General features: G+C 66.2%; 24 protein-coding genes. 14 read left to right on the forward strand and 10 right to left on the reverse strand.

What is annotated here, in order from left to right; translation table 11 throughout:
* The 4 genes from B0E47_RS01425 to B0E47_RS01440 all read left to right on the forward strand — a co-directional run.
* Nucleotides 1–436 (forward strand): energy transducer TonB (locus B0E47_RS01425; protein ID WP_139351292.1); only part of this gene is annotated, 436 nt, incomplete at its 5' end.
* 132 nt (nucleotides 437–568) lie between these two features.
* On the forward strand, nucleotides 569–1,267 hold the full coding sequence (locus B0E47_RS01430) for a MotA/TolQ/ExbB proton channel family protein (protein ID WP_305775348.1): 699 nt from the start codon (nucleotides 569–571) through the stop codon (nucleotides 1,265–1,267).
* Nucleotides 1,268–1,278: 11 nt separating this feature from the next.
* The gene (locus B0E47_RS01435; protein WP_077511776.1) at nucleotides 1,279–1,701 is read left to right on the forward strand and encodes a biopolymer transporter ExbD; all 423 of its coding nucleotides are present in this window, start codon (nucleotides 1,279–1,281) and stop codon (nucleotides 1,699–1,701) included.
* A gap of 6 nt (nucleotides 1,702–1,707) precedes the next feature.
* On the forward strand, nucleotides 1,708–2,118 hold the full coding sequence (locus B0E47_RS01440) for a biopolymer transporter ExbD (protein ID WP_077511778.1): 411 nt from the start codon (nucleotides 1,708–1,710) through the stop codon (nucleotides 2,116–2,118).
* 67 nt (nucleotides 2,119–2,185) lie between these two features.
* Here the strand turns inward: B0E47_RS01440 and B0E47_RS17110 are convergent, their stop codons facing one another.
* From B0E47_RS17110 to B0E47_RS01475, 8 genes are all read right to left on the reverse strand, one after another.
* Nucleotides 2,186–2,575 carry a transposase gene (locus B0E47_RS17110; RefSeq protein ID WP_217318874.1) on the reverse strand — a complete coding sequence of 130 codons (390 nt, stop codon included), beginning with the start codon at nucleotides 2,573–2,575 and terminating at the stop codon, nucleotides 2,186–2,188.
* Entirely contained in the window at nucleotides 2,565–3,389 is an 825-nt protein-coding gene (locus B0E47_RS01445; protein WP_217318875.1) for an ISL3 family transposase, read from the reverse strand. Before B0E47_RS01445 ends, B0E47_RS17110 begins: the two co-directional genes overlap by 11 nt.
* A gap of 125 nt (nucleotides 3,390–3,514) precedes the next feature.
* Nucleotides 3,515–4,258, reverse strand: coding sequence for a pyridoxine 5'-phosphate synthase (locus tag B0E47_RS01450; RefSeq protein WP_077511780.1), 744 nt, complete (start codon nucleotides 4,256–4,258; stop codon nucleotides 3,515–3,517).
* Nucleotides 4,259–4,330: 72 nt separating this feature from the next.
* The gene (locus tag B0E47_RS01455) at nucleotides 4,331–4,975 is read right to left on the reverse strand and encodes a 4'-phosphopantetheinyl transferase superfamily protein (protein ID WP_077511782.1); all 645 of its coding nucleotides are present in this window, start codon (nucleotides 4,973–4,975) and stop codon (nucleotides 4,331–4,333) included.
* 66 nt (nucleotides 4,976–5,041) lie between these two features.
* Complete coding sequence (locus B0E47_RS01460; protein WP_077511784.1) at nucleotides 5,042–6,502, reverse strand: glutamate synthase subunit beta; 1,461 nt, start codon at nucleotides 6,500–6,502, stop codon at nucleotides 5,042–5,044.
* A 23-nt stretch (nucleotides 6,503–6,525) separates the two neighbouring features.
* Nucleotides 6,526–11,220 carry a glutamate synthase-related protein gene (locus B0E47_RS01465; protein ID WP_077511786.1) on the reverse strand — a complete coding sequence of 1,565 codons (4,695 nt, stop codon included), beginning with the start codon at nucleotides 11,218–11,220 and terminating at the stop codon, nucleotides 6,526–6,528.
* Between the two features lie 197 nt (nucleotides 11,221–11,417).
* Nucleotides 11,418–13,358 carry an acetate--CoA ligase gene (gene acs / locus B0E47_RS01470; RefSeq protein WP_077511788.1) on the reverse strand — a complete coding sequence of 647 codons (1,941 nt, stop codon included), beginning with the start codon at nucleotides 13,356–13,358 and terminating at the stop codon, nucleotides 11,418–11,420.
* Nucleotides 13,359–13,747: 389 nt separating this feature from the next.
* Nucleotides 13,748–14,008 (reverse strand): GlsB/YeaQ/YmgE family stress response membrane protein, encoded by a 261-nt coding sequence (locus B0E47_RS01475; protein WP_077511790.1) that lies wholly within the window; start codon nucleotides 14,006–14,008, stop codon nucleotides 13,748–13,750.
* Between the two features lie 192 nt (nucleotides 14,009–14,200).
* Here B0E47_RS01475 and B0E47_RS01480 point away from each other — a divergent pair, with 192 nt between their 5' ends.
* Entirely contained in the window at nucleotides 14,201–15,319 is a 1,119-nt protein-coding gene (locus B0E47_RS01480) for a PA0069 family radical SAM protein (RefSeq protein ID WP_077511969.1), read from the forward strand.
* A gap of 23 nt (nucleotides 15,320–15,342) precedes the next feature.
* Here the strand turns inward: B0E47_RS01480 and B0E47_RS01485 are convergent, their stop codons facing one another.
* Both B0E47_RS01485 and B0E47_RS01490 read right to left on the reverse strand, forming a co-directional pair.
* The gene (locus tag B0E47_RS01485) at nucleotides 15,343–17,400 is read right to left on the reverse strand and encodes a S9 family peptidase (RefSeq protein ID WP_077511792.1); all 2,058 of its coding nucleotides are present in this window, start codon (nucleotides 17,398–17,400) and stop codon (nucleotides 15,343–15,345) included.
* Between the two features lie 92 nt (nucleotides 17,401–17,492).
* Nucleotides 17,493–18,524 (reverse strand): class 1 fructose-bisphosphatase, encoded by a 1,032-nt coding sequence (locus B0E47_RS01490; protein WP_077511794.1) that lies wholly within the window; start codon nucleotides 18,522–18,524, stop codon nucleotides 17,493–17,495.
* A gap of 219 nt (nucleotides 18,525–18,743) precedes the next feature.
* On the opposite strand from B0E47_RS01490, the gene B0E47_RS01495 reads away from it, so the two are divergent.
* The 9 genes from B0E47_RS01495 to B0E47_RS01535 all read left to right on the forward strand — a co-directional run bounded on the left by B0E47_RS01495 (nucleotide 18,744) and on the right by B0E47_RS01535 (nucleotide 25,313).
* Nucleotides 18,744–19,352, forward strand: coding sequence for a DJ-1/PfpI family protein (locus B0E47_RS01495; RefSeq protein ID WP_077511796.1), 609 nt, complete (start codon nucleotides 18,744–18,746; stop codon nucleotides 19,350–19,352).
* Nucleotides 19,353–19,362: 10 nt separating this feature from the next.
* Entirely contained in the window at nucleotides 19,363–19,557 is a 195-nt protein-coding gene (locus B0E47_RS01500; protein WP_077511798.1) for a hypothetical protein, read from the forward strand.
* 42 nt (nucleotides 19,558–19,599) lie between these two features.
* On the forward strand, nucleotides 19,600–19,965 hold the full coding sequence (locus tag B0E47_RS01505; RefSeq protein WP_077511971.1) for a VOC family protein: 366 nt from the start codon (nucleotides 19,600–19,602) through the stop codon (nucleotides 19,963–19,965).
* Between the two features lie 26 nt (nucleotides 19,966–19,991).
* Nucleotides 19,992–20,624 (forward strand): glutathione S-transferase C-terminal domain-containing protein, encoded by a 633-nt coding sequence (locus B0E47_RS01510; protein ID WP_077511800.1) that lies wholly within the window; start codon nucleotides 19,992–19,994, stop codon nucleotides 20,622–20,624.
* Between the two features lie 60 nt (nucleotides 20,625–20,684).
* Nucleotides 20,685–21,389: a YafY family protein gene (locus B0E47_RS01515; RefSeq protein WP_077511802.1), complete on the forward strand. Its 705-nt coding sequence runs from the start codon at nucleotides 20,685–20,687 to the stop codon at nucleotides 21,387–21,389.
* 171 nt (nucleotides 21,390–21,560) lie between these two features.
* Nucleotides 21,561–23,348, forward strand: a complete 1,788-nt coding sequence (locus B0E47_RS01520) for a DUF885 family protein (protein ID WP_077511973.1) — start codon at nucleotides 21,561–21,563, stop codon at nucleotides 23,346–23,348.
* Between the two features lie 63 nt (nucleotides 23,349–23,411).
* On the forward strand, nucleotides 23,412–23,825 hold the full coding sequence (locus tag B0E47_RS01525; RefSeq protein ID WP_077511804.1) for an MbcA/ParS/Xre antitoxin family protein: 414 nt from the start codon (nucleotides 23,412–23,414) through the stop codon (nucleotides 23,823–23,825).
* A gap of 84 nt (nucleotides 23,826–23,909) precedes the next feature.
* Entirely contained in the window at nucleotides 23,910–24,599 is a 690-nt protein-coding gene (locus B0E47_RS01530) for an RES family NAD+ phosphorylase (protein ID WP_077511806.1), read from the forward strand.
* A gap of 36 nt (nucleotides 24,600–24,635) precedes the next feature.
* Entirely contained in the window at nucleotides 24,636–25,313 is a 678-nt protein-coding gene (locus B0E47_RS01535; RefSeq protein WP_077511808.1) for an SGNH/GDSL hydrolase family protein, read from the forward strand.
* The last annotated feature ends 13 nt before the right edge of the window (nucleotides 25,314–25,326 follow it).

Genomic DNA, 25,326 nt, shown 5'->3' on the forward strand with positions numbered 1-25,326 from the left:
GAAGCAGCCGCCGCCGAAGATCATCCAGCAGGTCAACCCGCCACCGACGCCGCCGCCGCCCATGCCGCCACCGCCGGTGAACGAGGTTTCGGCCAACGCCGTGCAGGCGCCGCCGCCGGCCCCGCCAGCCCCGCCGGCGCCGCCGCCGGATATCGCGGCAGGTTCGGATCTGAGCTATGGCGACCGGCCCAATCCCCCGTACCCGCCCATGGCGGCACGACAGCACCATGAGGGCACGGTGACGCTGATTATCCTGGTTGGTCTGGATGGTTCCCCCAAGACGGTCGAGGTGGAAAAATCCAGCGGATTTCGGGAGTTGGATCGGGCCGCCAAGGAATGGGTGATTCGCCACTGGAAGTTCAATCCCGAGGTGAAGGCCGGCAAGAAAGTGGAAGGCTATGCTCGTGTTCCGATCACCTTCAATCTCAGTGGCTAGCGCAATATTCGACTTCAACCCGCTGTAATCCGGATCCAGTCGATTACAGTTACAGTTCACGCTTGACTTTCCTAGGGTAGCGTTATGTTCCTACAGACTCCTGCAGCAACCGGCAACACCAACGCCGAAGCCATGAAACAGATGGGCTTCAGCAACCTGATGCAGAACTTCGACTGGCTTGGCTGGGTCGTGTTCGTGACCCTCGTTGCGATGTCGTTCCTGTCCTGGTACTTCATCATCGCCAACGGCATCCGCAATGCCACCGTGAAGGCTCGCGCCGACAAGGTCATTGATGGCTTCTGGGGCAACGGTTCCACCCAGGACGCGATCCGCGAACTGGAAGCCCAGCCCAAGAGCGAACCGTTCTCGAAGATCGCGCTGGAGGCCGCCTCGGCGGTGGCGCATCACCAGCAGAGCACCGTCGGCACCACGGGTCGCCTGGCCGAATCGCTGAGCCGCTCGGAGTTCATCGACCGCGCCCTGCGCCAGGCCGTGGCTCGCGAGAGCCTGCGTCTGGAAGGCGGCATGACCCTGCTCGCCACGGTCGGTTCGGCGGCGCCCTTCGTCGGTCTGCTCGGTACGGTGTGGGGCATCTACCACGCCCTGATCGGCATCGCCGCCAGCGGCAACGCCTCGATGAACGCCGTGGCCGGCCCCGTGGGCGAAGCGCTGATCATGACCGCGTTCGGTCTGTTCGCCGCGATCCCCGCGCTGTTCGCGTACAACTTCTTCAGCCGCTCGAACCGCGTGGTATATGCCCGTTTCGACGAATTCGCGCACGACCTGCACGACTTCTTCGCGACCGGTTCGCGCGTCGAAAGCTCGAAGTGAGGAATTGACCGATGGCTGTCAGTCTAGGCGGCAATGCCGGCGGTCCGATGTCGGAAATCAACGTCACGCCGCTGGTCGACGTGATGCTGGTGCTCCTGATCATCTTCATGATCACCGCGCCCTTGATGTCGCATACCGTCACGATCGACCTGCCCATCGCCAACCCCAAGGCGAAGACCCCGGAGCTGAAGACGCCGCCACTGGATCTGGCGATCAAGGCGGATGGCAACATGTATTTCAACGATCATTCGGTCACCGATGCCGAGTTGCGCGCCAAGCTGCTGGTGGAGGCACAGCTGACACCACAGCCCCAGTTGCAGATTCGCGCCGACCGGGAAGTGCAGTTCAAGATCGTGAAGAAGATCATCAGTGACGCCAAGGGTTCGGGCATGGTGCATGTCGCCTTCATGACCACCGACGCGCCGAAGGGGTAACGCGAGATGGCATTTTCGACCAATACCAGTGGACCGATGTCCGAGATCAACGTCACGCCGCTGGTCGACGTGATGCTGGTGCTGCTGATCATCTTCATGATCACCGCGCCGGTGCTGGCACACAAGATCGAGGTGGATCTTCCGCAGCCGAACAAGGACATCACGCCACCGGAAAACCCGCCGAGCCCGATCAATCTGAAAATCGATCAGAGCGGCGCGTTCTACTGGAACGGCAGTCCGGTCGACGAGTTGGGCCTGAAGGCGCAGCTGGCCGTGATCGGCCAGCAGACCCTGCCGAACCAGCCGGAAATCCAGATCGCCGCCGACGACAACGTGGCCTACGAGTACGTGGCGCGCGTGCTGGCGGATGCGAAGAGCTACAACCTGGTGAAGATCGGATTCAACGAGGCGCAGTAACCTTCACGGCAACTGACGGCCCGCTGCAACACGAACCCCCGCTCCGGCGGGGGTTTTTTTAGGTTCTTCACGGATTACCGGGGAAGGCGGCTTTGATCTTCATGAAGAAGTAGTCGCTGTCGCGGTAACCGTAGGCCATGCGCTTGATGACCTTGATCTTGTTGTTGATGCCTTCGAGCTGGCCGGTATGCATCGGCCAGCGCACCCGGCTGACGATGCCGCGCCAGTAGCCACTGAGCCGGCGGGCAAACTGGATCAGGGCTGGGATACGGCTTTGTTGGGCATGAGCCATCCACTGCTTCCAGGCACGCCGCCAATCCCACGCGGTGGTCGCCGTCCACAGCGCCTTGAGTTGCGCCTTCATCACGTACACCGTCATCAACGATTGATTGGCGGCCAGTACGTCGTCCAGGCGGATCTGCTGTTCGGTTTTCAGGTGATCCGGGTTACGCAGCAATAACCAGTGCGCCTGCTTGACCACGCGGCGGGCGGGCCGCGTCGTGGCGCAGATCATTGGCTGCATCCACACGCACCCGGCCGATCACCTCGCGACCGTACTTGGCGATGACGTGGAACAGGTCGTAGATCACCCTAGCCCGTGGGCAATGCCGACGTACCTCCAGATCAAAGGCGGTGTTCATGTCCATCGCGACGGCCTTGATCCGCGCGCAACCCACCGGCCCCAGCCCCTCGAAGAAGGGCCGCACGGCGGCCCGGCTACGCCCCTCGCCGATCCACAGCACACGCCGGGTATCGGCATCGAGCACGACCGTGGCGTAACGATGGCCCTTGTAAAGCGCAAACTCGTCCATGATCAGCCGCGTGGGTTGCGCGGCAGGCAACGCGGCCAGCGCCGCACCGAGCCGGCGCTTGTCCAGCTCCCGTACCGTGCTCCAGTGCAGGGCAAACAGCTCCGCTACGTGGGCGACGGGCAGCTTCGCGCACCAGGCTGACACCGTGTCGGCTAGACGCCGGGTCAATCGCGCATGGCGATCCAGCCAGCTCACCGCTTCCCTTCGCGTACCGCAATCAGGACACGCCACGCGGCGGAAGGTAGCGTGCAGCCATACCTTCTTGCCCAGCATCGGTAGATCACGGATTCGCCGATGGCTGTACTCGTGTACTGGCAAACCGGTGCATCGGCACCCACTGCAACGTACGGGCGGGTCCCTGGCGGGAACCAAGGTGATCTGGATCTCGTCTTGCCCGACCTGAAGATCGGATACCTCAAATCCCTCCCAGAACGGGAGGCAGGCTCTATCATCTGACATGGGAACGGTGGTTTCCGGGGGGACGTTTGCTCGACACAAACATCTTTACCGAATCCGCCGTTCCTTTTTCATGTCCGCTACCCGGACTTCCGCGAAGAACCTTTTTATTGGGGCTCAGGTGCTCTTCAGCGCAGGATTTGAAGATACTTGCGCACGGTGGTGGCCAGCCCTTCATACAAGGCCTCGCCGATCAGCGCATGGCCGATCGACACCTCGGCCAGGCCGGGGATGGCGGCCTTGAACGTACCCAGATTCGCCTGGCTGAGATCGTGCCCGGCGTTCACCGCCAGCCCGGCCTGCTGCGCACGTCGCGCGGTGTCGGCGCAGGCGCCGAGTGCCGCGCCCGGTTGGCCATCGGCGAATGCCTGCGCATACGGTCCGGTGTAGATCTCCACGCGCCGGACACCGATCACCGCGGCGAGATCGAAGCCCTCACTGCCGGCGTCGACGAACAGGCTGACACGGCACCCGACATCGCACAGTGCCCCCACCAGCGGTCGCAATCGAGCGATATCCCGGCGCAGATCGAAGCCATGGTCGGAGGTGATCTGGCCGTCGCCATCCGGTACCAGGGTGACCTGGGTGGGCCTGACCTGGCGTGCCAGTTCGATCAATCCCGGATAGTCGCCGCGCGGTTTGGCGAACGGATTGCCCTCGATGTTGTATTCCACCCGCCCGCGCAGCATCGCGGCCAAAGCGTATACGTCCGAGGGGCGCACGTGTCGCTGATCGGGGCGCGGATGCACGGTAATCCCGCCGCAGCCCGCTTCGATGCAGGTCTGCGCGGCGTGGCAGATATCCGGTTCGCTGCCGCCTCGTGAATTGCGCAGCACCGCGATCTTGTTGAGGTTGATGCTGAGCAGGGTCATGACGGAAGCACGTTCGGTAGTAACGGTTCCGGCAGCGACGGCGATGCCGGGCGATCCAAGACAGTGCGCCAATCAGCTGGTGCTGGCAAGCACCTCCAGCTGTATCGTGCGCGGCGCACCGCGCCATGCCAGCGCGCCGACCAGGTCGGGGGCGATGGCGAGGCGTTGCAACTGCCATGCGTCGACATCGTCGTCGTCGAAGCGCAGCAGGCGAAGCTGGGCCCGAGTGGAGAGAATCCGCAATCGCTGCAAACCGTAGCCGATGCCGCGCCCATGTGCCTTGAGTATCGCTTCCTTCGCTGTCCATATCTCAAGGAATGCCGCATCGCGCGCTTCCTCGGGCAGCGCGGCCAGGGCGTCCGCCTCGTCGTTGCCGAAGAACCGCCGGGCGATCGGCAGCGCACGTGGCCGCGGACGCCGTCGTTCGATATCGATGCCGGGCGAGATCCCGCGGGCGACGGCGATCAACGCGTGTTCGCCGCTGTGCGACCAGTTGAAATCCAGCGACGAGCCGTGCGCTGGATCCAGGCGGGGCCGGCCGTGCTCGCCCTCCACCAGGGTCACCGCGTCGGCGTCGATACCGAGATAGGCCGCCAAGGTCAGGCGCAGTGGCTGCCGCCCCTGCGCCGGTCGATAGTCGAGATACCAGACCTGGATCGCATCGTCGTCAAGCCGCGCGGCCGCATCGATCAGGTTTCCCGGGTGCGCTGCGATCATGCCCGCATGGTGCCGTCGTCGGCCTGGATGCACAAGCGGGCGGTCGCAGTTCATCGACCCGCGCGATCAACGCGGCAGGCGCGATGCCCCCATCAGAAACTCGTCCACCGCCCGCGCACACTGCCGTCCTTCGCGTATCGCCCAGACCACCAGCGATTGGCCGCGTCGCATGTCGCCCGCGGCGAACACCTTGTCGACGCTGGTGCGATAGCCCGCATTGCCTTCGGTGGCGGCCCTGGCATTGCCGCGCGCGTCCTTCTCGACACCGAAGGCATCCAGCACGGCCTGCGATGGCGAGACGAAACCCATCGCCAGCAGTACCAGATCCGCCTGGATCTCGAACTCGCTGCCCGCCAGCTCGCTCATCTTGCCGTCCTTCCATTCAAGGCGGACCGCGGTGAGACTGCGCACCCTGCCCTTGCCGTCGTCGTTGAAACACCTGGTGGCAACCGCCCAGTCGCGCTGGCAGCCCTCCTCGTGTGAACTGGAGGTGCGCAGGCGGAGCGGCCAGTACGGCCAGGTCAGCGGCTTGTTCTCCTGCGCAGGAGGTTGCGGGAGCAGCTCGAACTGCGTGATCGCCGCCGCGCCCTGCCGGTTTGAGGTGCCCACGCAATCGGAACCGGTATCACCGCCGCCGATCACCACCACCTGCTTGTCGGTGGCAAGGATCTGCAGTGCCAGTGTGTCGCCGGCAACGACACGGTTCTGCTGCGGCAGGAATTCCATCGCGAAGTGCACGCCTTCCAGCTCGCGTCCCGGCAGCGGCAGGTCGCGCGGGGCCTCTGCTCCGCCGGCCAGCACCACCGCGTCGAAATCCCGCTGCAATTGCTCGACCGACACGTGTACCGGCGTGACGTCCGCTCGATCGGACGCAGCTCCCACCAGGACGCCCGTGCGGAACGCCACGCCTTCGGCGCGCATCTGCTCGATCCGGCGATCGATATGTTCCTTCTGCAGCTTGAAGTCGGGAATGCCATAACGCAGCAGGCCACCGATACGGTCGTTCTTCTCCAACACGGTCACCGCGTGGCCCGCTCGCGCCAGTTGTTGCGCGGCGGCCAGGCCGGCCGGGCCGGAGCCGACCACGGCGACCTTCCAGCCAGTCTGTCGCGATGGTGGTTGCGGCAGCACCCAGCCTTCCTCCCACGCCTTGTCGATGATCTTGTGCTCGATCGACTTGATGCCCACCGCGTCGTCGTTGATGTTCAACGTGCATGCCGCTTCGCACGGCGCCGGGCAGATGCGACCGGTGAATTCGGGGAAATTGTTGGTGGCATGCAGCACCTCGATCGCGCGCTGCCAATCCTGGCGATAGACCAGCTCGTTGAAATCGGGAATGACGTTGTTCACCGGACAGCCGCCGTGGCAGAACGGAATGCCGCAATCCATGCAACGGGCGGCCTGGGTCTTCGCCTCGCCGTCGTTCAGTGATGGCGTGAATTCGCGCCAGTGCTGTTTGCGGACGCGCGGCGCCTCGCTGGTTTCCAGCACGCGCGGGTGTTCGAGAAAGCCGGTGATCTTGCCCATGATTGATCTGTCCTCCTGGCGGCTCAGGCCGTCGCCGCCGTTGCAGATGCGTGTGCGCTTTCCCGCGCTGATTCACCCAGCGCGCGCCTGTACTCATGCGGCATCACCTTCACGAAGTGTGTGCGCGCATTGATCCAGTCGTGCAGGATCGCCTTGGCGCGGAAGCTGCCGGTGTAGCGGAAGTGCGATTCCAGCAGCCGACGCAGGATCGCCTCGTCGGTTTCGCCGGACACGCCGCGCGCGGCCGCATGCCACAGCTCGCGTGGCACGCGCAGTTCCTGCTCGACATGGGAAAGCAGGGGTTCCAGCGCCACCATCGCCAGGTTGCAGCGCGACTGGAACTGCACGTCCGGGTCGTACACATAGGCCACGCCACCGGACATGCCGGCGGCGAAATTGCGCCCGGTTTCGCCCAGCACCACCACGGTGCCGCCGGTCATGTACTCGCAGCCGTGGTCACCGACCCCCTCGACCACGGCGGCGGCACCGGAGTTGCGCACGGCAAAGCGTTCGCCGGCCACGCCGTTGAAATACGCCTCGCCCTCGGTGGCGCCGTACAGCAAGGTGTTGCCGGCGATGATGTGCTCCGGGCCGAAGCCATGGAAATCGTTCGGTGAGCGCACGATGATGCGGCCACCGGACAGGCCCTTGCCGACGTAGTCGTTCGCCTCGCCGACCAGGTCGAACGTGATGCCACGCGCCAGGAACGCGCCGAAACTCTGCCCGGCCACGCCATCGAGCTGCACGTGGATGGTGTCGTCCGGCAATCCGGCATGGCCGTGCCGTCGCGCCAGAACCCCGGACAGCATCGCGCCGACCGAACGGTTGACGTTGCGCACGCCGACGATGAAGCTGCAGCGCTCGCGGTGGTCCAGCGCGGCGCGGGCCTTGTCGATCAGCGCGTGGTCGAGTGCACCGCCAGCCGGACCCAGGCCATGCTGCTGCTCCTCGACATGCCGCCGGGCGACCTCGGCCGGGACGTCCGGGCGATGAAATACGCGCGCGAAATCGAGCCCGCGCGCCTTCCAGTGCACTATCCCCTGGCGCATGTCGAGCAGGTCGGTGCGGCCGATCAGGTCGTCGAAGCGGTGGATGCCCAGCTGCGCCATGATCTGGCGCGCCTCCTCGGCGACGAAGAAGAAGAAGTTGACGACGTGCTCGGGCTTGCCGGCGAACTTGCGCCGCAGCACCGGATCCTGCGTGGCCACGCCGACAGGGCAGGTGTTGAGGTGGCATTTGCGCATCATGATGCAACCTTCCACCACCAGCGGCGCGGTGGCGAAGCCGAACTCGTCGGCACCGAGCAGGGCGGCGATCACCACGTCGCGGCCGGTCTTCATCTGACCGTCCGCCTGCACCCGGATGCGCCCGCGCAGGTGATTGAGCACGAGGGTCTGCTGGGTCTCGGCCAGGCCGAGTTCCCACGGCGTACCGGCATGCTTGATCGACGACCACGCCGCGGCGCCGGTGCCGCCGTCATGCCCGGCGATCACCACGTGGTCCGCCTTGGACTTGGCCACGCCCGCCGCGACCGTGCCTACGCCGACCTCGGACACCAGCTTCACCGAGATCGAGGCTGCCGGATTGCAGCTCTTCAGGTCGTGGATCAGCTGCGCCAGGTCCTCGATCGAATAGATATCGTGATGCGGCGGCGGCGAGATCAGGCCCACCCCCGGCACCGAGTAGCGCAGCTGCGCAATGTACTCGGAGACCTTGTGCCCGGGCAGCTGGCCGCCCTCGCCGGGCTTGGCGCCTTGCGAGACCTTGATCTGGATCTGGTCGGCAGACACCAGGTAGGCGGCGGTCACGCCGAAGCGGCCGGACGCCACCTGCTTGATGCGCGAGCGCAGTGAATCGCCGGCTTGCAACAACGTGTCGCTTTCGATGCGATCGGCGCCGAGAATGCTGCCCAGCGTTTCGCCTTCCCCGATGGGCACGCCGCGCAACTCGTTGCGATAGCGCGCCTCGTCCTCGCCACCTTCGCCGGTGTTGGACTTGCCGCCGATCCGGTTCATCGCCACGGCAAGGGTGGCATGCGCCTCGGTCGAGATCGAACCCAGCGACATGGCGCCGGTGACGAAACGCTTGACAATCTCCTTCGCCGGTTCCACCTCTTCCAGCGGAATCGCTGCCGAGGCATCGCTGCGGAACTCGAACAGGCCGCGCAGCGTCATGTGACAGCGGGTCTGGTGGTTGATGAGCTGCGCGTATTCCCTGTAGGTCGCGGCACTGTTGGCGCGGGTGGCGTGCTGCAGCTTGGCGATCGTGTCCGGCGACCACAGGTGCGCTTCGCCGTCCGCGCGCCAGGCGTACTCGCCGCCGCCGTCGAGTGCAGCCGATGGCTGCGCCGCGTCGTCGTAGGCGGCCTCGTGCAGGCGCAAGGCCTCGGCCGCGACCTCGAACAGGCCGATGCCCTCGATCGTGCTGGAGGTGCCGCTGAAGTAGGTGTCCACCAGATCGCTGTTCAGGCCCACCGCCTCGAAGATCTGCGCGCCGGTGTAGGACATGTAGGTGGAGATGCCCATCTTCGACAGCACCTTCTGCAGGCCCTTGCCGACCGCCTTGATGTAGTTGCCGATGGCCTTGTCGGAACCGAGGCCACCTTCTGTGCCGTGTGCCAGCGTCTCCAGCGCCAGATACGGATGGACCGCCTCGGCGCCGTAGCCGGCGAGCAGGGCGAAGTGGTGAACCTCGCGCGCCGAGCCGGTTTCCACCACCAGGCCGCTGCTGGTGCGCAGGCCCTTGCCGACCAGGTGCTGGTGAATCGCCGAGGTGGCGAGCAGCGCCGGTATCGCCACGCGCTCGCGGCCGGCCTGCCGATCCGACACGATCAGGATGTTGTGGCCCTGGGCGATCGCGTCCGTCGCCTGGGCGCACAACGACGCCAGGCGCGCCTCGATGCCGGCCTTGCCCCAGCTGGCGGGGTAGGTGATGTCGAGTTCGAAGCTGCGGAACTTGCCGCGCGACGGTCGCTCGATGTCGCGCAGCTTGGCCATGTCGGCGAAGTCGAGGATCGGCTGCGAAACCTCCAGCCGCAACGGCGGGTTGATGTTGTTGATGTCGAGCAGGTTCGGTTTCGGTCCGATGAAGGACACCAGCGACATCACCAGCTGTTCGCGGATCGGATCGATCGCGGGATTGGTGACCTGGGCAAACAATTGGCGGAAATACTGGTACAGCGGCTTGTGCTGGTCCGACAGCACGGCAAGCGGCGCGTCGTTGCCCATCGAACCGACCGCCTCCTGCGCATCCAGGGCCATCGGCAACAGCTGGAACTTCAGGTCTTCCAGGGTGTAACCGAATGCACGCTGGCGCTCGAGCAGGTTGCCGGCGTGGCCGGCATCCGCGGCCACGCCGGGCAAATCGTCCAGGCGGATCCGGATATGCTCGATCCACTGCTTGTACGGCCGCGCATTGGCCAGCTGGTCCTTCAGCTCCTTGTCGTCGATGATGCGCCCGGCCTCCATGTCGATCAGCAGCATCTTGCCCGGCTGCAGCCGCCACTTCTTGACGATGCGTGGTTCGGCGATCGGCAGCACGCCGGCCTCGGAGGCGAGGATCACCAGGTCGTCGTCGGTGATGATGTAGCGCGCCGGGCGCAGGCCGTTGCGATCCAGCGTGGCGCCAACCTGGCGGCCGTCGGTGAACGCGATCGCGGCCGGGCCGTCCCACGGTTCCATCATCGCCGCGTGGTATTCGTAGAAGGCGCGGCGGTTGTCGTCCATCAACGTGTGACGTTCCCAGGCCTCGGGGATCATCATCATCATCGCGTGCGACAGCGGGTAGCCCGCCATCGTCAGCAGTTCGAGGCAGTTATCGAACGAGGCGGTGTCGGACTGGCCGGGATAGATCAGCGGCCACAGCTTGGCCAGGTCGGCGCCGAGCACCGGCGAGGAGATCGCGCCGGTGCGCGCATTGATCCAGTTGACGTTGCCCTTGACCGTGTTGATCTCGCCGTTGTGCGCGACCATGCGGTAGGGATGCGCCAGCTCCCACGCCGGAAAGGTGTTGGTGGAGAAGCGCTGGTGCACCATCGCCAGCGCCGACACCGCGCGCGGATCCATCAGGTCGGCGTAGTAGGTTCCGACCTGGTCGGCCAGCAGCAGGCCCTTGTAGACCACGGTGCGGGTGGACATCGAAGGCACGAAGTATTCGCGGCCGTGCTTGAGCTTCAGCGCGCGGATGGCGTGGCTGGAAGTCTTGCGGATCACGTAGAGCTTACGCTCCAGCGAATCGGGCACCATGATGTCCGGACCGCGCCCGATGAACAGCTGGCGGATCACCGGCTCGCGCGCCTTCACCGCGGGCGACATCGGCATCTCGCCGTCCACGCGCACGTCGCGCCAGCCCAGCACCAGCTGGCCCTCGGCGCGCACCGTGCGCTCCAGTTCCTGTTCGCAGGCCTTGCGCGAGGCGTGCTCCTTGGGCAGGAAGATCATGCCCACGCCGTACTCGCCCGGCGGTGGCAGCTGGATGCCCTGCAGCGCCATTTCCTCGCGGTAGAGCTGGTCGGGTAGCTGGATCAGGATGCCGGCGCCGTCGCCCATCAGCGGGTCGGCGCCGACGGCGCCGCGGTGATCCAGGTTGCGCAGGATCAGCAGGCCTTGCTGGATGATCGAGTGACTCTTGCGGCCCTTGATATGCGCGACAAAGCCCACCCCGCAGGCATCGTGTTCGTGCCCTGGATGATACAAACCCTGCGCGCGCGGCTGATCCATGGTCTGAGTTCCCGGAACAAGGGGGGAGTCTCGACTATAGTGCGTCGCAACAAAAAGAAGCAAGAAAAATCAAATGGCCGTATATATGGCCGAATCAGGGGCCGTCCGATGGCCCTTGCGGCACCGGAGCGCGCGCCATGCACCGGGGATGCTCCCGGCGCAAGCGCGCCGGGAGCATCCCCGGGCGGGGCACCGCCCTATTTGATCAGCCGCTCGTCGACCAGGTTCTTCACCACGCTGGGGTCGGCCAGGGTGGTGATGTCGCCGAGCTGGTCGGGCAGGTTCTCGCCGATCTTGCGCAGGATGCGGCGCATGATCTTGCCCGAGCGGGTCTTCGGCAGGCCGGGCGCCCACTGCAGGTAATCCGGCGTGGCGATCGGGCCGATTTCCTTGCGCACCCAGGCGATCAGCTCCTTGCGCAGCTCGTCGCTGCCGGTCTCGCCGGCGACCAGGGTGACGTAGGCGTAGATGCCCTGGCCCTTGATCTCGTGCGGGCAGCCGACCACGGCCGCCTCGGCGACTTTCGGGTGCGCCACCAGCGCACTCTCCACTTCGGCGGTGCCGAGGCGATGGCCGCTGACGTTGATCACGTCGTCGACGCGGCCGGTGATCCAGTAATAACCGTCCTCGTCGCGGCGCACGCCGTCGCCGCTGAAATAGTTGCCGGGGTAGGCGCTGAAATAGGTCTCGATGAAACGCGGGTGGTCGCCATAGATGGTGCGCACCTGGCCGGGCCACGAATCGCTGATCAGCAGGTTGCCTTCGGCCACGCCTTCCTTCACATTGCCGTCGGCGTCGACGATCGCAGGCTTGATGCCGAAGAACGGCAGCGTGGCGGAACCGGGCTTGGTGGCGATCGCGCCGGGCAGCGGCGAGATCATGATGCCGCCGGTCTCGGTCTGCCACCAGGTGTCGACGATCGGGCAGCGCTCGTCGCCGACCACGCGGTAGTACCACTCCCACGCCTCCGGATTGATCGGCTCGCCGACCGAGCCGAGCAGGCGCAGCGACGCGCGCGAGGTCTTCTTGACCGGCTCCTCGCCCTCGCGCATCAGTGCGCGGATCGCGGTCGGCGCGGTGTAGAAGATGCTGACCTTGTGCTTGTCGATCACCTGCCAGAAGCGGCTGTAGTCCGGGTAGTTCGGCACGCCCTCGAACATCACCGTGGTGGCGCCGTTGCAGAGCGGGCCGTATACCACGTAACTGTGCCCGGTAACCCAGCCGACGTCGGCGGTGCACCAGTAGACATCGTCCTCGCGCAGGTCGAACACCTGCTCGTGGGTGTAGCTGATGAACACCAGGTAGCCGCCGGTGCTGTGCTGCACACCCTTCGGCTTGCCGGTGGAGCCGGAGGTGTACAGCACGAACAAAGGGTGTTCGGCGTCGACCGGGGTCGGCAGGCAATCGGCGGACTGGCCTTCCATCAGCGTGTGGTAGTAGCGGTCACGCGGCGATTGCATGTTGATCGCGCTGCCGGTGTGGCGCACCACGATCACGGTTTCCACGCTGTTGGTGCCGGGCCGTTCCAGCGCGGCGTCCACGTTGACCTTGAGCGGGATGTGCTTGCCCGCGCGCAGGCCCTCGTCGGCGGTGATCACCACCTTGGCCTGCGAGTCGACGATGCGTCCGGCCAGCGAGTCGGGCGAGAAGCCGCCGAACACCACCGAGTGGATCGCGCCGAGCCGGGCGCAGGCGAGCATCGCCACTGCCGCTTCCGGAATCATCGGCAGGTAGATCGCGATGCGGTCGCCCTTGACCACGCCAAGGTTCTTCAGCGTGTTGGCGAACTTGCACACTTCGGCGTGCAGTTCGCGGTAGGTGATCTTGCGTGAGTTGTTCGGGTCGTCGCCCTCGAAGATGATCGCCACCTTGTCGCCACGCTTGGCCAGCTGGCGGTCGAGGCAGTTCGCACTCACGTTGAGCTCGCCATCCTCGTACCAGCGGATGTGCAGATCCTTGCGGTCGAACGAGACGTTCTTGATCTTCGTCGGCGACTTGATCCAGTCCAGGCGCTGGCCGATGCGGCCCCAGAAGCCCTCCGGATCGCTGACCGACTCGGCATACAGGCGCGTGTAGTCGTCGTGGCGCAGGCGTGCCGCGGCGGCAAACGAGGGATCGACCGGGTAGAGCTTGGACATGGCTGGGCTCCTGCTGGCTAGGCGTCGAGAGGCATGACGAAGATACCGCACCGGCAGCAGCGCCATGCGGCGTAGGCGTTCGAGTGTAGCCCGATCATCGCGGACGCGCTGCTGCAGCAGTGCGTCGAGCAGCACATCGCCCGGCCGGGTTGCGCAGCAAGTGAACGGACTCGAGACGATGTGCTGCCAGGTGCGGAAAACGCAGAACAGGACATTCAACGAGAATCCCGGCGCGGTGCCGGATCACGCCGGCGGTCCGGTCAATGGCCTCCGCGTGCAGCAGCTACCCGATGTTCGTCGTGCCGCTCTCCTGCCGGCCCCGTTACGTGGTGATATTCCGTGGCCCGATCACCGCGCGTCGGATGGATGCGTTTCCAGGGATGACCCGGTCAGGCGCGCTTGATCAAGCCGATGATCACCAGCAGCACGATCGCGCCGATCATCGCGTAGACGATACTGGTGATGATCGGGCTGCCGAGGCTGAAGCCCACGCCCAGCATTGGCAGCAGCCAGCCGGCCAGGAACGCGCCGATGATGCCGATCACGATATTGCCGAGCAGGCCGAAGCCGAAACCGCGCACGATCAGCCCGGCCAGCCAGCCGGCGATGGCGCCGATGAGAAGAAAAATGATCAGGCCCGAAGCGGTCATCGGAAACTCCTTGGTTCGACGGAATAACTTGTTCGAAGGAAGATGAAGAGAGGCGGCGCGCTACGCCCGGCAAGCGTCGGCGTTCGCATGTGCAACGGCCGTGACGAAGGCGTCGCTGTCCCGGCGTCCGGGGCGGACTTCCGCTTCGCTCATGTCGCGGCCGCTGAGACCTTGTCGCGAGACACTATGTCCATGGACGATTTTCCGCCGCCGGTGACCCTGCCGGAACAGCTCCTGACGACCCGCCCGCACAAGGGCCGCGGTGCCGCCTCCAACCCGGAAGGCCGCTTCGAGCGCATCCGCCACCAGGCCGAGGACGATGGCTGGCAAAGCGCGCTGCTGGACGAGGAGAGGCCGCGTCCGAGTACCGAGGTCACCGAAGAACGCGCGCGCAGCGTGATCAGCCACAACGACTCGCCGGACATCGCGTTCAGCCAGGCGATCAACCCCTATCGTGGCTGCGAACACGGTTGCATCTATTGTTTCGCACGCCCCTCGCACGGCTACCTCAACCTCTCGCCGGGCCTCGACTTCGAAACGAAGATTCGTGCCAAGGGCAACTTCGCCGAGGTATTGCGCGCCGAGCTGGCCAGGCCCGGTTATGTGATCAGTCCGATCAACATCGGCAGCAACACCGACCCGTACCAGCCGATCGAGAAACGCTGGCGACTCACCCGCGCCGCGCTGGAGCTGCTCGCCGAGTGCCACCATCCGTGCACGATCGTGACCAAGAACGCGCTGGTCGAGCGCGACTTGGACATCCTGGTGTCGATGGCGCGCGAGCAGTTGGTGCAGGTGTTCGTCTCGGTCAACTCGCTGGACAACCGTCTCGCCGCGAAGCTCGAACCGCGGGCCAGCGCGCCGCACCGGCGGATCAAGGCGATCCGCAGCCTGGCCGACGCCGGCGTGCCGGTTGGCGTGCTGGTGGCGCCGATCATCCCCGCATTGAACGACAAGGACATGGAAGCCGTGATGGCGCAGGCCGACGCCGCCGGTGCGCGCTGCGCCGGATACACGACGCTGCGCCTGCCGTACGAATTGAAACAACTATTCCGCGAATGGCTCGCCCTGCACGCGCCGCAGCGCGCCGAACACGTGATGAGCCTGGTCCAGCAGATGAATGGCGGCCGCGACTATGACAGCAACTTCGCCACCCGCATGCGCGGCCACGGCGTGTTCGCCGACCTGCTGCGCCGTCGCTTCGAAGTCGCCTGCCGCAGGCACGGTTTCAGCCGCGCCCGTGAACTCGTGCTCGATACCTCGCGCTTCGTGCCACCGCGCAAACCGTCGCCGCAGGGCGAATTGTTCTAAGCGAAGGCTGCCGTCGCTGCGGCTCAGTTCGAAGCCGGCAGGTATTTTTCGAACCAGCCCAGCGCCCGCTGCAACACGTCGCGCTGATGTGCCGGATCGACGAAGTGATGCCCTTCGTTCGGGTATACCACCAGCGAAGTCGGCACGCCCTGCGCGCGCAGCGCGTGCCACATCTCGAACGATTGCGGCGCGGGGCATTCGGCGTCGCGATCGCCGACCACGATCAGCATCGGCGTCTTCACCTGCTTGATGAAGTTGATCGCCGAGCTCTTCGCGTACACCGCCGGGTCGTCGTAGACGCTGGCGCCGAAGAACGGAGGCATCCACTGGTCGATCAGGTTTTCGCCGTAGTAGCTCTGCCAGTTCGAGATGCCGGCACCGGCCACCACGGCGCGGAAGCGCTGGGTCTGGGTCGGTGCGAACATGCTCATGAAGCCGCCATAGCTCCAGCCGGTGAGGCCTAGCCGCTTGTCGTCCACCGGGACTTTCTTTTCCACCGCGTCGATCCCGGCGAGCGTGTCGCGCAGGTCGCCGTAGCCGAAGTCCTTGCGGTTCGCCTGCACGTATTTCTCGCCCTGGCCGAAGCTGCCGCGCGGGTTCGGCATGAACACGAAATAGCCCAGCGCGGAAAACGGCACGGCGCCATAGCCCACGCCGGGCCAGCGCGGAATCACCGCGCTCGACGGGCCGCCGTGGATCACCACCACCATCGGATAGGTTTTCTTCGGATCGTAGTGGGCCGGATACAGCAGCCAGCCCTGCACGTGGAAGCCCTCGTTGTTCCATTCCACCGACTCGGCCTTGCCCCAGGCCGGCTTGAGTCCGGCATTGATCGAGGTGACTGCGGCCGGCGCGGCGTCGCCCAGGGTACCGGCATGCACCTCGGCGGCGGCCGCGTACGAGCTCTGCACATAGGCGATGCGGCGATGATCGCGCGAGGTCGCCATCGCCATCGCGGCGCTACCGTCGCCGATGCTGGCCGCGACCGTGAAGTGCACGCGTTGCTGTTGCGCGCGTGTGGCGGAAACCGCGTAGTCCGCCAACTGGCTCCGGCCGTTGCTGATCTGGCTGACCAGCATCGACTGCGGCCCGGTCCAGTCGAGCCACGATGGCGTGACATGGATGTCCGGCGTCAGGTTGACCGGCGTACCGCCTTGCGCCGATACCGCGTAGATGTCGCCGCCGGTGGCACCCTGGTCGCTCATCAGGCCGCCGATGAAGGCGATCCGCTGGCCGTCGGGTGACCAGCGCGGCAGTGCGATCTGCAGGCCGTGCAACGAACCGCTGCCGCGGTCGGCCGGGTCAACCAGCACGGTGGCCGCGGCGCCCGGTTGTGCCGCCTGGGCGTACAGTCTGGCGATCCACCAGTTGTTGTCGCCCGGTGGCTTGGCCGCGGTGTAGGCGATCGACGAACCGTCCGGCGACCAGTCGAATTCGTAGGCGTACATGTCCGCGGGCGTCAGCTCGCGCAGCTTGCCGCTGGCCAGGTCGATGTCGGCTACGCGCTGCACCTCGATCCCGCTGACGCCGATCTCGCCGGCCGGCAGCCTGGCCGCCGCCACCGCGCTGGCGTGGCGGGTGGCGCCGGCCACGTAGAGGAAGCCCAGCGACTTGCCGTCGGCGGTCCACTGCAATCCGCGTACATAGCCGCCCAATTGCGCCAGTTGCGCGGGCTTGTCGCGGCCGGCGGTGTCGGCGAGATAAATCGTGTTCTGCATCACCTGCGTGCTGGTGAGGTCGATCCTGCAGTTGGAGATGAAGGCGAGGTGGCGCGAGTCCGGCGCCCAGGCGATGCCCGATTCGGCGCAGGTGCCGGGCGCGGATGCCGCCGTCACCGCGTGCGCATGACGGCCATCGGCATCGGCCACCTCGATCGCCGGCTTGTCATCGCGTTCGATCACCCACGCCAGCTGCCTGCCATCCGGCGAGATCGCCACCGCCTGGATCGATCGCGCCTTGCCCAGCTGGGTCAGCACCTGCTCGATGCGCGGATCGACCGCCTGCGGGTCGGCGTGGACAGCAGGTGCCAGGGCGAGTGCCAGCAGGCACAACGAGGCACACGGCAGGGTGCGTTTCAGCATGGAAGGCTCCGGCTCGGGGAGCCTTCCACGCTACAGCCGCATCATCCGCGCGCCAAGTGCGACAGGTCACAGGCCGCGGCGACGCCGTGGCGTCAGGCGTTCGCGCCGTCCGCCTCGAGGTGGTAGCGGGTGGCCACCTCGACTTCGTCCTTCGAACCCAGGAACACCGGCACCCGCTGGTGCAGGCCGGTCGGCTGCAGCTCCAGGATGCGCTGGCGGCCGGTGGTCGCGGCGCCGCCGGCCTGCTCGACGATGAAGGCCATCGGGTTGGCCTCGTACATGATGCGCAGCTTGCCGCCCTGCTTGGCGATCTTCGCGTCCAGCGGGTAATAGAACACGCCGCCGCGGGTCACGATGCGGTGCACGTCGGCCACCATCGAGGCGACCCAGCGCATGTTGAAGTCCTTGCCGCGTGGCCCGGTGCTGCCGGCCAGCAGCTCGCCGATGTAACGCTGCATCGGCGCCTGCCAGTGGCGCTGGTTGGACATGTTGATGGCGAACTCGGCGGTCTGTGCCGGGATCCGGATGCCGCGCCGGCTCAGCACGAAGCTGCCCACCTCGCGATCCAGGGTGAACTCGTGCGTGCCGTGGCCGAAGGTCAGTACCAGCACGGTGGCCGGGCCGTACACGACGTAGCCGGCGGCGAGCTGTTCGGTACCCGGCTGCAGGAAATGCTCGGCCTTGGGTTCGGTAACGTGGTCGGGGCAGCGCAGCACCGAGAAGATCGTGCCGACCGAAACGTTGACGTCGATGTTGGAGGAGCCGTCGAGCGGATCGAACAGCAGTAGGTGGTTGCCCTTGGGATACCCGTCGGGTATCTGCTGCGGGTCCTCCATTTCCTCCGAGGCGCAGGCGGCGAGGTGGCCGCCCCAGGCGTTCGCCTCCAGCAGGATCTCGTTGGAGATCACGTCCAGCTTCTTCTGCGCCTCGCCCTGAACGTTGATGCTCTGCGCGCCTTCGCCGCCGGCCATGCCGAGCACGCCGCCGAGCGCACCCTTGTTGGTGGCCACCGCGATCCGCTTGCAGGCGCGCGCCACCACCTCGATCAGCAGCGAAAGCTCGGCGTTGATGTGGCCGGCGCGGCGTTCCTCGATCAGGAACTGGATCAGCGAGATGGCTTTCATGTCGGGTCCATGGCAGATGAAACGCCTATTGTCGCATCAGTCACCCGTAGGAGCCCGCTCGCGGGCGATGCTCCTGCTCTGATGCGTGATGGAGGATCGAATCAAAAGCATCGCCCGCAAGCGGGCTCCTGCAAGGGAGCCGTCGTGTCGTCTTCCCTGCTGACAGCACGTTGGCAGCAGGGGATCATCAAGCTGTACCTCTATCACGGAGGGCACGACATGCGCGACACGGTGTATTTCCTGGTTTTCGAGGGGTTTGCCGACTGGCAGGCGGCGCTGGCGCTGTGCGAGATCCGCCGCCCGGGCGACTGGCAGGTGCGGGCGGTGGGTTTCACGCGGGCTCCGGTCGTTTCGATGGGCGGGCTCAGCGTGCAGCCCGAACTGTCGCTGGCCGAGTTCGACGACAAGCGCGCGGCCCTGCTGATCGTGCCCGGCGGCCACCTGTGGCAGCGCGGCGAAGGCGCGTGCGCGGTGGCGGCGATCCGCCGCCTGCATGCGGCGGGTGCGCCGGTGGCGGGCATCGACAGCGGTGTGCTGGCGCTGGCGCGTGCTGGCCTGCTCGACAATTGCCGCCACACCGGCAACTGGCCCGGCCAGATCGCCAGCCAGGTGCCCGGTTATGCCGGCGCCGATCAGTACGACGCCAGCGTGCTCGCGGTGAGCGACGGCGGCGTGATCAGCGCCAGCCACCTGGGCAGCGTCGAGTTCGCGCGCGAGGTGATCCACACCCTGGATCTGTACAGCCCGACCGACCGTGAGGACTGGTATCGGTTGTTCAAGCACGCGCAGCTGCCGCCGTGGTGCGTCGGCGAAGCGGTGCCGGCGTGAGGGGATGGCGATGACTACCCCATGGGAACGCTTCCTCGCGGCGTATCGTCCGCTCTATCTGCGCGGCCGGTGGCTGGACGGGCGACACGACCTGCCCGTCGCCGACCAGTCGGCCGCCGTGGAGGAACACGCGCGGCGAACACGCCGGCGCGGCCCGCTGACGACATTGGCGCACATGGTTTTTCACTTGCGGAGCAAGCCGTGATCGGGACGGACGACGACCGCTTCAGCCCACGGAGACCTCATGATCATTGACCACCTCAGCCTGCCGAGCAGCGACCTTGCCCGCAGCCAGGCCTTCTTCATCCGTGCGCTGGCCCCGCTCGGCATTGGCGTATTGAAAGCCTTCCCCGACACCATCGGCATGGGCCGCGAGGGGGCGGATTTCTGGCTGGTCGCGAGCCCGGTCGCGCCGACCCCGCTGCACATCGCCTTCGTCGCCGACAATCGGGCCCAGGTGGATGCGTTCCACCACGCGGCGGTGCTGGCCGGCGCCGACGACCATGGCGCGCCGGGCCTGCGTCCGCAGTATCACGCCGACTATTACGCCGCCTTCGTGATTGGCCCGGACGGGCACAATATCGAGGCGGTCTGCCATCAGCCGCAGGACTGATCCATCGCGCCACGGGAGCATCCACCATGAGCACGACACCACGCGTCACCTTCTTCCACGCACCGCAGAGCCGCTCCGGCGGCACCCGCGCCCTGTTCGAGGAGCTCGGTGTCGACTACGACCTGCACGCGCTCAACCTCAAGGCGGGCGAGCAGCGCCAGCCCGCGTACCTGGCAATCAACCCGATGGGCAAGGTGCCGGCGATCCGTCACGGCGACGCGCTGATCACCGAACAGCCGGCGGTGTTCATGTACCTGGCCGACCTTTACCCCGCAGCGAAGCTGGCACCGCCGATCGGCGACCCGTTGCGCGGGCCGTACCTGCGCTGGCTGGTGTACTACGGCTCGTGCTTCGAACCGGCGGTGATCGACAAGTCGATGCAGCGCGAGCCGGCGACGCCCTCGACCTGCCCGTACGGTGACTACGACACCATGCTGAAGACGCTCACCGACCAGCTGGAGAAAGGCCCGTATCTGCTGGGCGACACTTTCAGCGCGGCCGACGTGCTGTGGGGCACCGCGCTGAACTGGACCACCATGTTCAAGCTGGTGCCGGAGCTGCCGGTGATTCGCGCCTACATCGATCGCGTGCTGGCACGCCCGGCGATGCAGCGTGCGGCGGCGAAGGATGCCGAACTGGTCGCCGTGCAAACGACATGACGGAATGAGCCGTGACGTTCGACGCTGTTCGCCATCGCCGATCCCGGCGATGATGCGCGGATGCGTCGCGCCGACCGCCTGTTCCTCATCATCCACGCCCTGCGCGGCCGGCGTACCGCGCTGCAGGCGCGCTCGCTGGCGCAGACCCTGGGCGTGTCGCTGCGCACGGTCTATCGCGACGTCGCCGACCTGCAATTGTCCGGCGTACCGATTGAGGGCGAGGCCGGCGTCGGCTACGTGCTGCGCAAGGGTTCGGACATCCCGCCGCTGATGTTCAACGCCAGCGAACTGGAGGCACTGGTGGTCGGATCGCGTTTCGTGCGCGCGTTCGCCGGCACCCGGCTGGCCGAAAGCGCGCAGGCGGCGTTGCTCAAGATCGAGGCGGTGCTGCCGCCGGACCTGCGCGAGCGGGCCGGCACCACGCGCATCTTCGCCCCGGTCTGGCGCGACCAGCATCGCGAGGATTTCGCGGTCCTGATCGACCAGCTGCATGCGGCGATCGTCGGCAACCAGGTGCTGCGGCTGGACTATCGCGACGAGGCCGGCCAGACCAGCACGCGCGAAATCGAGCCGCTGTGCCTGTCGTTCTGGGGCGGCAAGTGGACGCTGGGTGCGTGGTGCCGGTTGCGCGGGGATTTCCGCAACTTCCGCCCCGATCGCATCGATGTCGGTGCTCCCACCGGCGAGGTATTTGCGGAGGTCGCCGAGCGTGGCCTGGCGGCCTATCTGCGCGCCGTCGGCGTCGACAAGGTCGACCTGCGCTGATTAAGGACGGCGTGTTCAAGCGCGCGCCACCGCGGTACGCTGAATGGGCTTGCCCGGATGCGGCAGCCAGTCATGCGACGTGGCGCCCTTCCCGGCACGCTCCCGCCTTGCCAAGGAGCCTGCGTGAACATCACCCTGAGGATCACCCGTCTGGCCATCTGCGTGCTGGCCATGGGTCTGCTGTCGCTGGTCCATGCGGCGGCCGCGCCGTCCGGCGTTGCCGATGGCAGCGCGGATGCCCAGTTCAGGCACATCTACAGCGCCGAATGGGCCTGGCGAACCGGCCACCCCGCGGCCGGGGCCGTGGCTGCATCGCCGGACAACAGTCGGCTGGACGATATGGGTGCGGCCAGCCAGCAGCTGCGCCTGGACTACTGGCAGCACGTGATGAGCCAGCTCGATGCGATCGACGTGGCTGGGTTGACGCCGACCAACCGGGTCAACTTCGAGGTGTATCACGCGCAGATCAGCAACCTGCTGGCCGACCAGAAGTTCGAAACCTGGCAGATGCCGTTCAACAGCGACTCGGCGTTCTGGTCCGATGTTGGCTACGAACTGGGCGGAGATCACCTGCGCGGCGTCGACGATTACCGGAAGTATCTGGATCGGCTGTGCCAGATCCCGGCCTACTTCGACCAGGAGATCGACAACATGCGGCTCGGCCTGAAGCGCGGCTTCAGCGTGCCGCGCGAGGTGCTGAAAGGGCGTGACGTCTCGATCGCCGCGGTGGCCGAGCTGAAGGACCCTACCCAGAGCAGCTTCTACGCGCCGTTCAAGAACCTGCCGGCGTCGATCCCCGCCGACCAGGCGCAGGCACTGCAGGGCCAGGCGCTGCAACGCATCCGCGACGAGGTGATTCCGGCCTACGCCAAGCTGCTGAAGTTCTTCCACGAGGAGTACGTGCCGCAGGCGCGTACCACGCTGGCCGCCGAGGCGATGCCCGATGGCAAGGCGTTCTATCGCCAGCAGATCCGCGAATACACCACGCTCGACCTCAGTCCGGACCAGATCCACCAGATCGGCCTGGAGCAGGTGGCGAAAATCCACGCGCAGATGCTCGAGGTGATGAAGGACTCGGGGTTCAAGGGCGACTTCCCCGCCTTCCTGGCGTTCCTGCGCAACGATCCGCAGTTCTACGCCAAGACACCGCAGGAGCTGCTCGACAAGAGCGCTTGGGTGGCCAAGGAAGTGGACGGCCAGATGGCCAAATTCTTCGGCCACCTGCCGCGCGCACGCTTCGCCATCGAGCCGGTGCCGGCCGACATCGCGCCGTACTACACCTCCGGCCGCGGCGGTCCGGACGTCTATCTGGTCAACACCTACGACCTGAAATCGCGACCGCTGTACAACATGCCCGCGCTGACCCTGCACGAGTCCTACCCCGGGCATGCGCTGCAACTCGAGCTGGCGGCGGAAAGCCACGGCCAGCCCGCGTTTCGCCGCAACGGCTACATCTCCGCCTATGGCGAAGGCTGGGGCCTGTACTCCGAATACCTCGGCAACGAGATGGGCATCTACAAGACGCCGTACCAGCAGTTCGGCTTCCTCACCTACCAGATGTGGCGCGCCTGCCGGTTGGTGGTGGACACGGGCATTCATCACCTGGGCTGGACGCGGCAGCAGGCGATCGACTACCTCACCGTCAACACCGCGCTTTCGGACCGCGAGATCGCCAACGAGGTGGACCGCTACATCAGCTGGCCCGGCCAGGCGCTGTCGTACGAGCTGGGCTATCTGAAGATCCGCGAACTGCGCACGAAGGCCGAGCAGGCGTTGGGCCCGAAATTCGATATCCGCCACTTCAACGACACCGTGCTGTCGACCGGTTCGGTGCCGCTGCCGGTGCTGGAAAAGCGCATCGATCACTTCATCGCCGATGGCGGGCCGGAGCCGGATTTCGGCTGCGATTGCGCCAAGCCGCCGCATGCCACGCCGCATGGAGAATCGGATTCGAGGTAACCTGGTGATTACTTTCCATATGAAGTAGAATAAAACATGACTTCCTATGGAGAGTCATGCGCCATGGCCACCCAATCCTCTCGCGTTGCCGAAGCCGCGTCACGCTACCCAGTGTCGTCCGATGTACTGGCCGGCCCCGCGTTGCGCACCTTTTTCCGCATGGCCGCGCAGTGGCAGCTGCGCATCGCCGACCAGCGCAAGCTGCTGGGTGATCCGCCGGAGTCGACGTTCTACAAGTGGAAGCGCGAGCGCGATGCCGCGCTCGGCCGCGACACGCTGGAGCGGATCAGCTACCTGCTGGGCATCTGGCAGGCGCTGCAGATCCTGTTCCCCGATCCAGCGCAGGCCGACGCCTGGCTGCACAGGCCGAACAGCGCTCCCCTGTTCGGCGGTCAGTCGGCGCTGGAGCGCATGTTGTCGGGCAACGTCGCCGACCTGTTCGTGGTGCGGCAATACCTGGATGCCCAGCGCGGCTGAGTGCGGTCGCGACCGGCGAGACCGCCACGCAGGATGCTCCCTGACTTCCCCGAGCTGAGCGGCGAGCCGCTACATGGAGCCTCGATGCCGACCGATCTGCCGCCGCTGAAGCGCATTCGCTGGAACCAGGCGTACCGGATCGTGCCCAGCCGCTTTCCCACCGTCGGCGTGTACGACCGCGTTGCCGATCCGGCCGATCTCGATGCCGTGTTCGCGCTCGAGGCGATGACCAATCCGCGCCTGCGCGAAGAGGCCGGTGCGCTGCGACAGGTGCCGCAGGAGCGCCGCCTCAGTGGGCCCGGCTCGACGCCGGTGATGGCGGCGTTCACCCATCTCAATCCCGAGGGCAGCCGTTTCTCCGATGGCACCTGGGGCGTGTTCTATGCCGCGCACAGCGTGGCCACCGCGGTCGAGGAAACCGTCTACCACCGCGAACGCTTCCTCGCCGCGACCAGCGAACCGGCCTGCGAGATCCAGATGCGCTGCTACCGCACCCGCATCGACAGCAAGCTGCACGATATCCGCGGAGGCTGGCTGGAGGCGCACGATCCGGACAGCTATGTGGGCAGCGTGGCGTTGGCGCGCCGGCTGCGCGATGGGGGCTCCAATGGCATCGTGTTCGACAGCGCGCGTCATGTCGGCGGCGAATGCGTGGCCGCGTTCCATCCCGACGTGGTCGCGCCCTGCGTGCAGGCACAACACCTGGTCTATCGCTGGGACGGTGTGCGCATCGCGCAGGTGCTGGAGGTGTCGGAGCTGGCGCGGTCGCGCTAGGCTTGGCGACACCACCGCCCCGCAGGGTGCCAGTCGATGAAGACCGTCGCGTTTCTCCTGTTGCTCTGCCTGCTGCCCTCGCTGGCCCGGGCTCGCGACAATCGCGAGAACGACCACGCCCAGTGGAATCAGGATATCGCCGCGTTCCAGGCGTCCGACCGCCAGCATCCGCCAGCGGCAGGCGCGGTGCTGTTCATCGGCAGTTCGTCGATCCGCTTCTGGAAGACGCTGGCCAGCGACTTTCCCGAGGTGAAGACGATCAACCGCGGCTTCGGCGGTTCCGAAATCGACGACGCCACCTTTTTCGCCGACCGCATCGTGGCGCCCTACCATCCGCGTGCCATCGTGATGTATGCCGGCGACAACGATCTGGCCGACGGCGACAGCCCGGCCCGTGTACGCGACGACTTCGCCGCCTTCGTGCGCAAGGCGCGTGCGCTCGACCCTGGTGTGCCGATCGCCTTCATCGCGATCAAGCCCAGCGTGGCGCGCCAGGAACTCTTGCCGCAGATCCGCGAGGCCAATGCACTGGTTCGCCGTTATGCGGCCAGCAAGCATGGCGTCACCTACCTGGATGTGTTCACGCCGATGCTTGGAACAGATGGCCAGCCGCAGGCGAAATGGTTCATCGGCGACGGCCTGCACATGAATCGCACGGGTTATGCGTTGTGGATCGACATTGTCAGACCGTGGCTGGATCGGGTGGTGAAATAGGCGCGCTCGTAGC

This window comes from Rhodanobacter sp. B05, from assembly GCF_002001085.1.
GTDB lineage: Bacteria > Pseudomonadota > Gammaproteobacteria > Xanthomonadales > Rhodanobacteraceae > Rhodanobacter.

Bases quoted from the DNA above. Each gene is read 5' to 3' on its own strand.
- B0E47_RS01430 (WP_305775348.1), top strand. From the start codon at position 569: ATGAAACAGATGGGCTTCAGCAACCTGATGCAGAACTTCGACTGGCTT.
- B0E47_RS01435 (WP_077511776.1), top strand. From the start codon at position 1,279: ATGGCTGTCAGTCTAGGCGGCAATGCCGGCGGTCCGATGTCGGAAATC.
- B0E47_RS01440 (WP_077511778.1), top strand. From the start codon at position 1,708: ATGGCATTTTCGACCAATACCAGTGGACCGATGTCCGAGATCAACGTC.
- B0E47_RS01445 (WP_217318875.1), bottom strand. From the start codon at position 3,389: ATGTCAGATGATAGAGCCTGCCTCCCGTTCTGGGAGGGATTTGAGGTA.
- B0E47_RS01450 (WP_077511780.1), bottom strand. From the start codon at position 4,258: ATGACCCTGCTCAGCATCAACCTCAACAAGATCGCGGTGCTGCGCAAT.
- B0E47_RS01455 (WP_077511782.1), bottom strand. From the start codon at position 4,975: ATGATCGCAGCGCACCCGGGAAACCTGATCGATGCGGCCGCGCGGCTT.
- B0E47_RS01460 (WP_077511784.1), bottom strand. From the start codon at position 6,502: ATGGGCAAGATCACCGGCTTTCTCGAACACCCGCGCGTGCTGGAAACC.
- B0E47_RS01465 (WP_077511786.1), bottom strand. From the start codon at position 11,220: ATGGATCAGCCGCGCGCGCAGGGTTTGTATCATCCAGGGCACGAACAC.
- acs (WP_077511788.1), bottom strand. From the start codon at position 13,358: ATGTCCAAGCTCTACCCGGTCGATCCCTCGTTTGCCGCCGCGGCACGC.
- B0E47_RS01475 (WP_077511790.1), bottom strand. From the start codon at position 14,008: ATGACCGCTTCGGGCCTGATCATTTTTCTTCTCATCGGCGCCATCGCC.
- B0E47_RS01480 (WP_077511969.1), top strand. From the start codon at position 14,201: ATGGACGATTTTCCGCCGCCGGTGACCCTGCCGGAACAGCTCCTGACG.
- B0E47_RS01485 (WP_077511792.1), bottom strand. From the start codon at position 17,400: ATGCTGAAACGCACCCTGCCGTGTGCCTCGTTGTGCCTGCTGGCACTC.
- B0E47_RS01490 (WP_077511794.1), bottom strand. From the start codon at position 18,524: ATGAAAGCCATCTCGCTGATCCAGTTCCTGATCGAGGAACGCCGCGCC.
- B0E47_RS01495 (WP_077511796.1), top strand. From the start codon at position 18,744: ATGCGCGACACGGTGTATTTCCTGGTTTTCGAGGGGTTTGCCGACTGG.
- B0E47_RS01500 (WP_077511798.1), top strand. From the start codon at position 19,363: ATGACTACCCCATGGGAACGCTTCCTCGCGGCGTATCGTCCGCTCTAT.
- B0E47_RS01510 (WP_077511800.1), top strand. From the start codon at position 19,992: ATGAGCACGACACCACGCGTCACCTTCTTCCACGCACCGCAGAGCCGC.
- B0E47_RS01515 (WP_077511802.1), top strand. From the start codon at position 20,685: ATGCGTCGCGCCGACCGCCTGTTCCTCATCATCCACGCCCTGCGCGGC.
- B0E47_RS01520 (WP_077511973.1), top strand. From the start codon at position 21,561: ATGGGTCTGCTGTCGCTGGTCCATGCGGCGGCCGCGCCGTCCGGCGTT.
- B0E47_RS01525 (WP_077511804.1), top strand. From the start codon at position 23,412: ATGGCCACCCAATCCTCTCGCGTTGCCGAAGCCGCGTCACGCTACCCA.
- B0E47_RS01530 (WP_077511806.1), top strand. From the start codon at position 23,910: ATGCCGACCGATCTGCCGCCGCTGAAGCGCATTCGCTGGAACCAGGCG.
- B0E47_RS01535 (WP_077511808.1), top strand. From the start codon at position 24,636: ATGAAGACCGTCGCGTTTCTCCTGTTGCTCTGCCTGCTGCCCTCGCTG.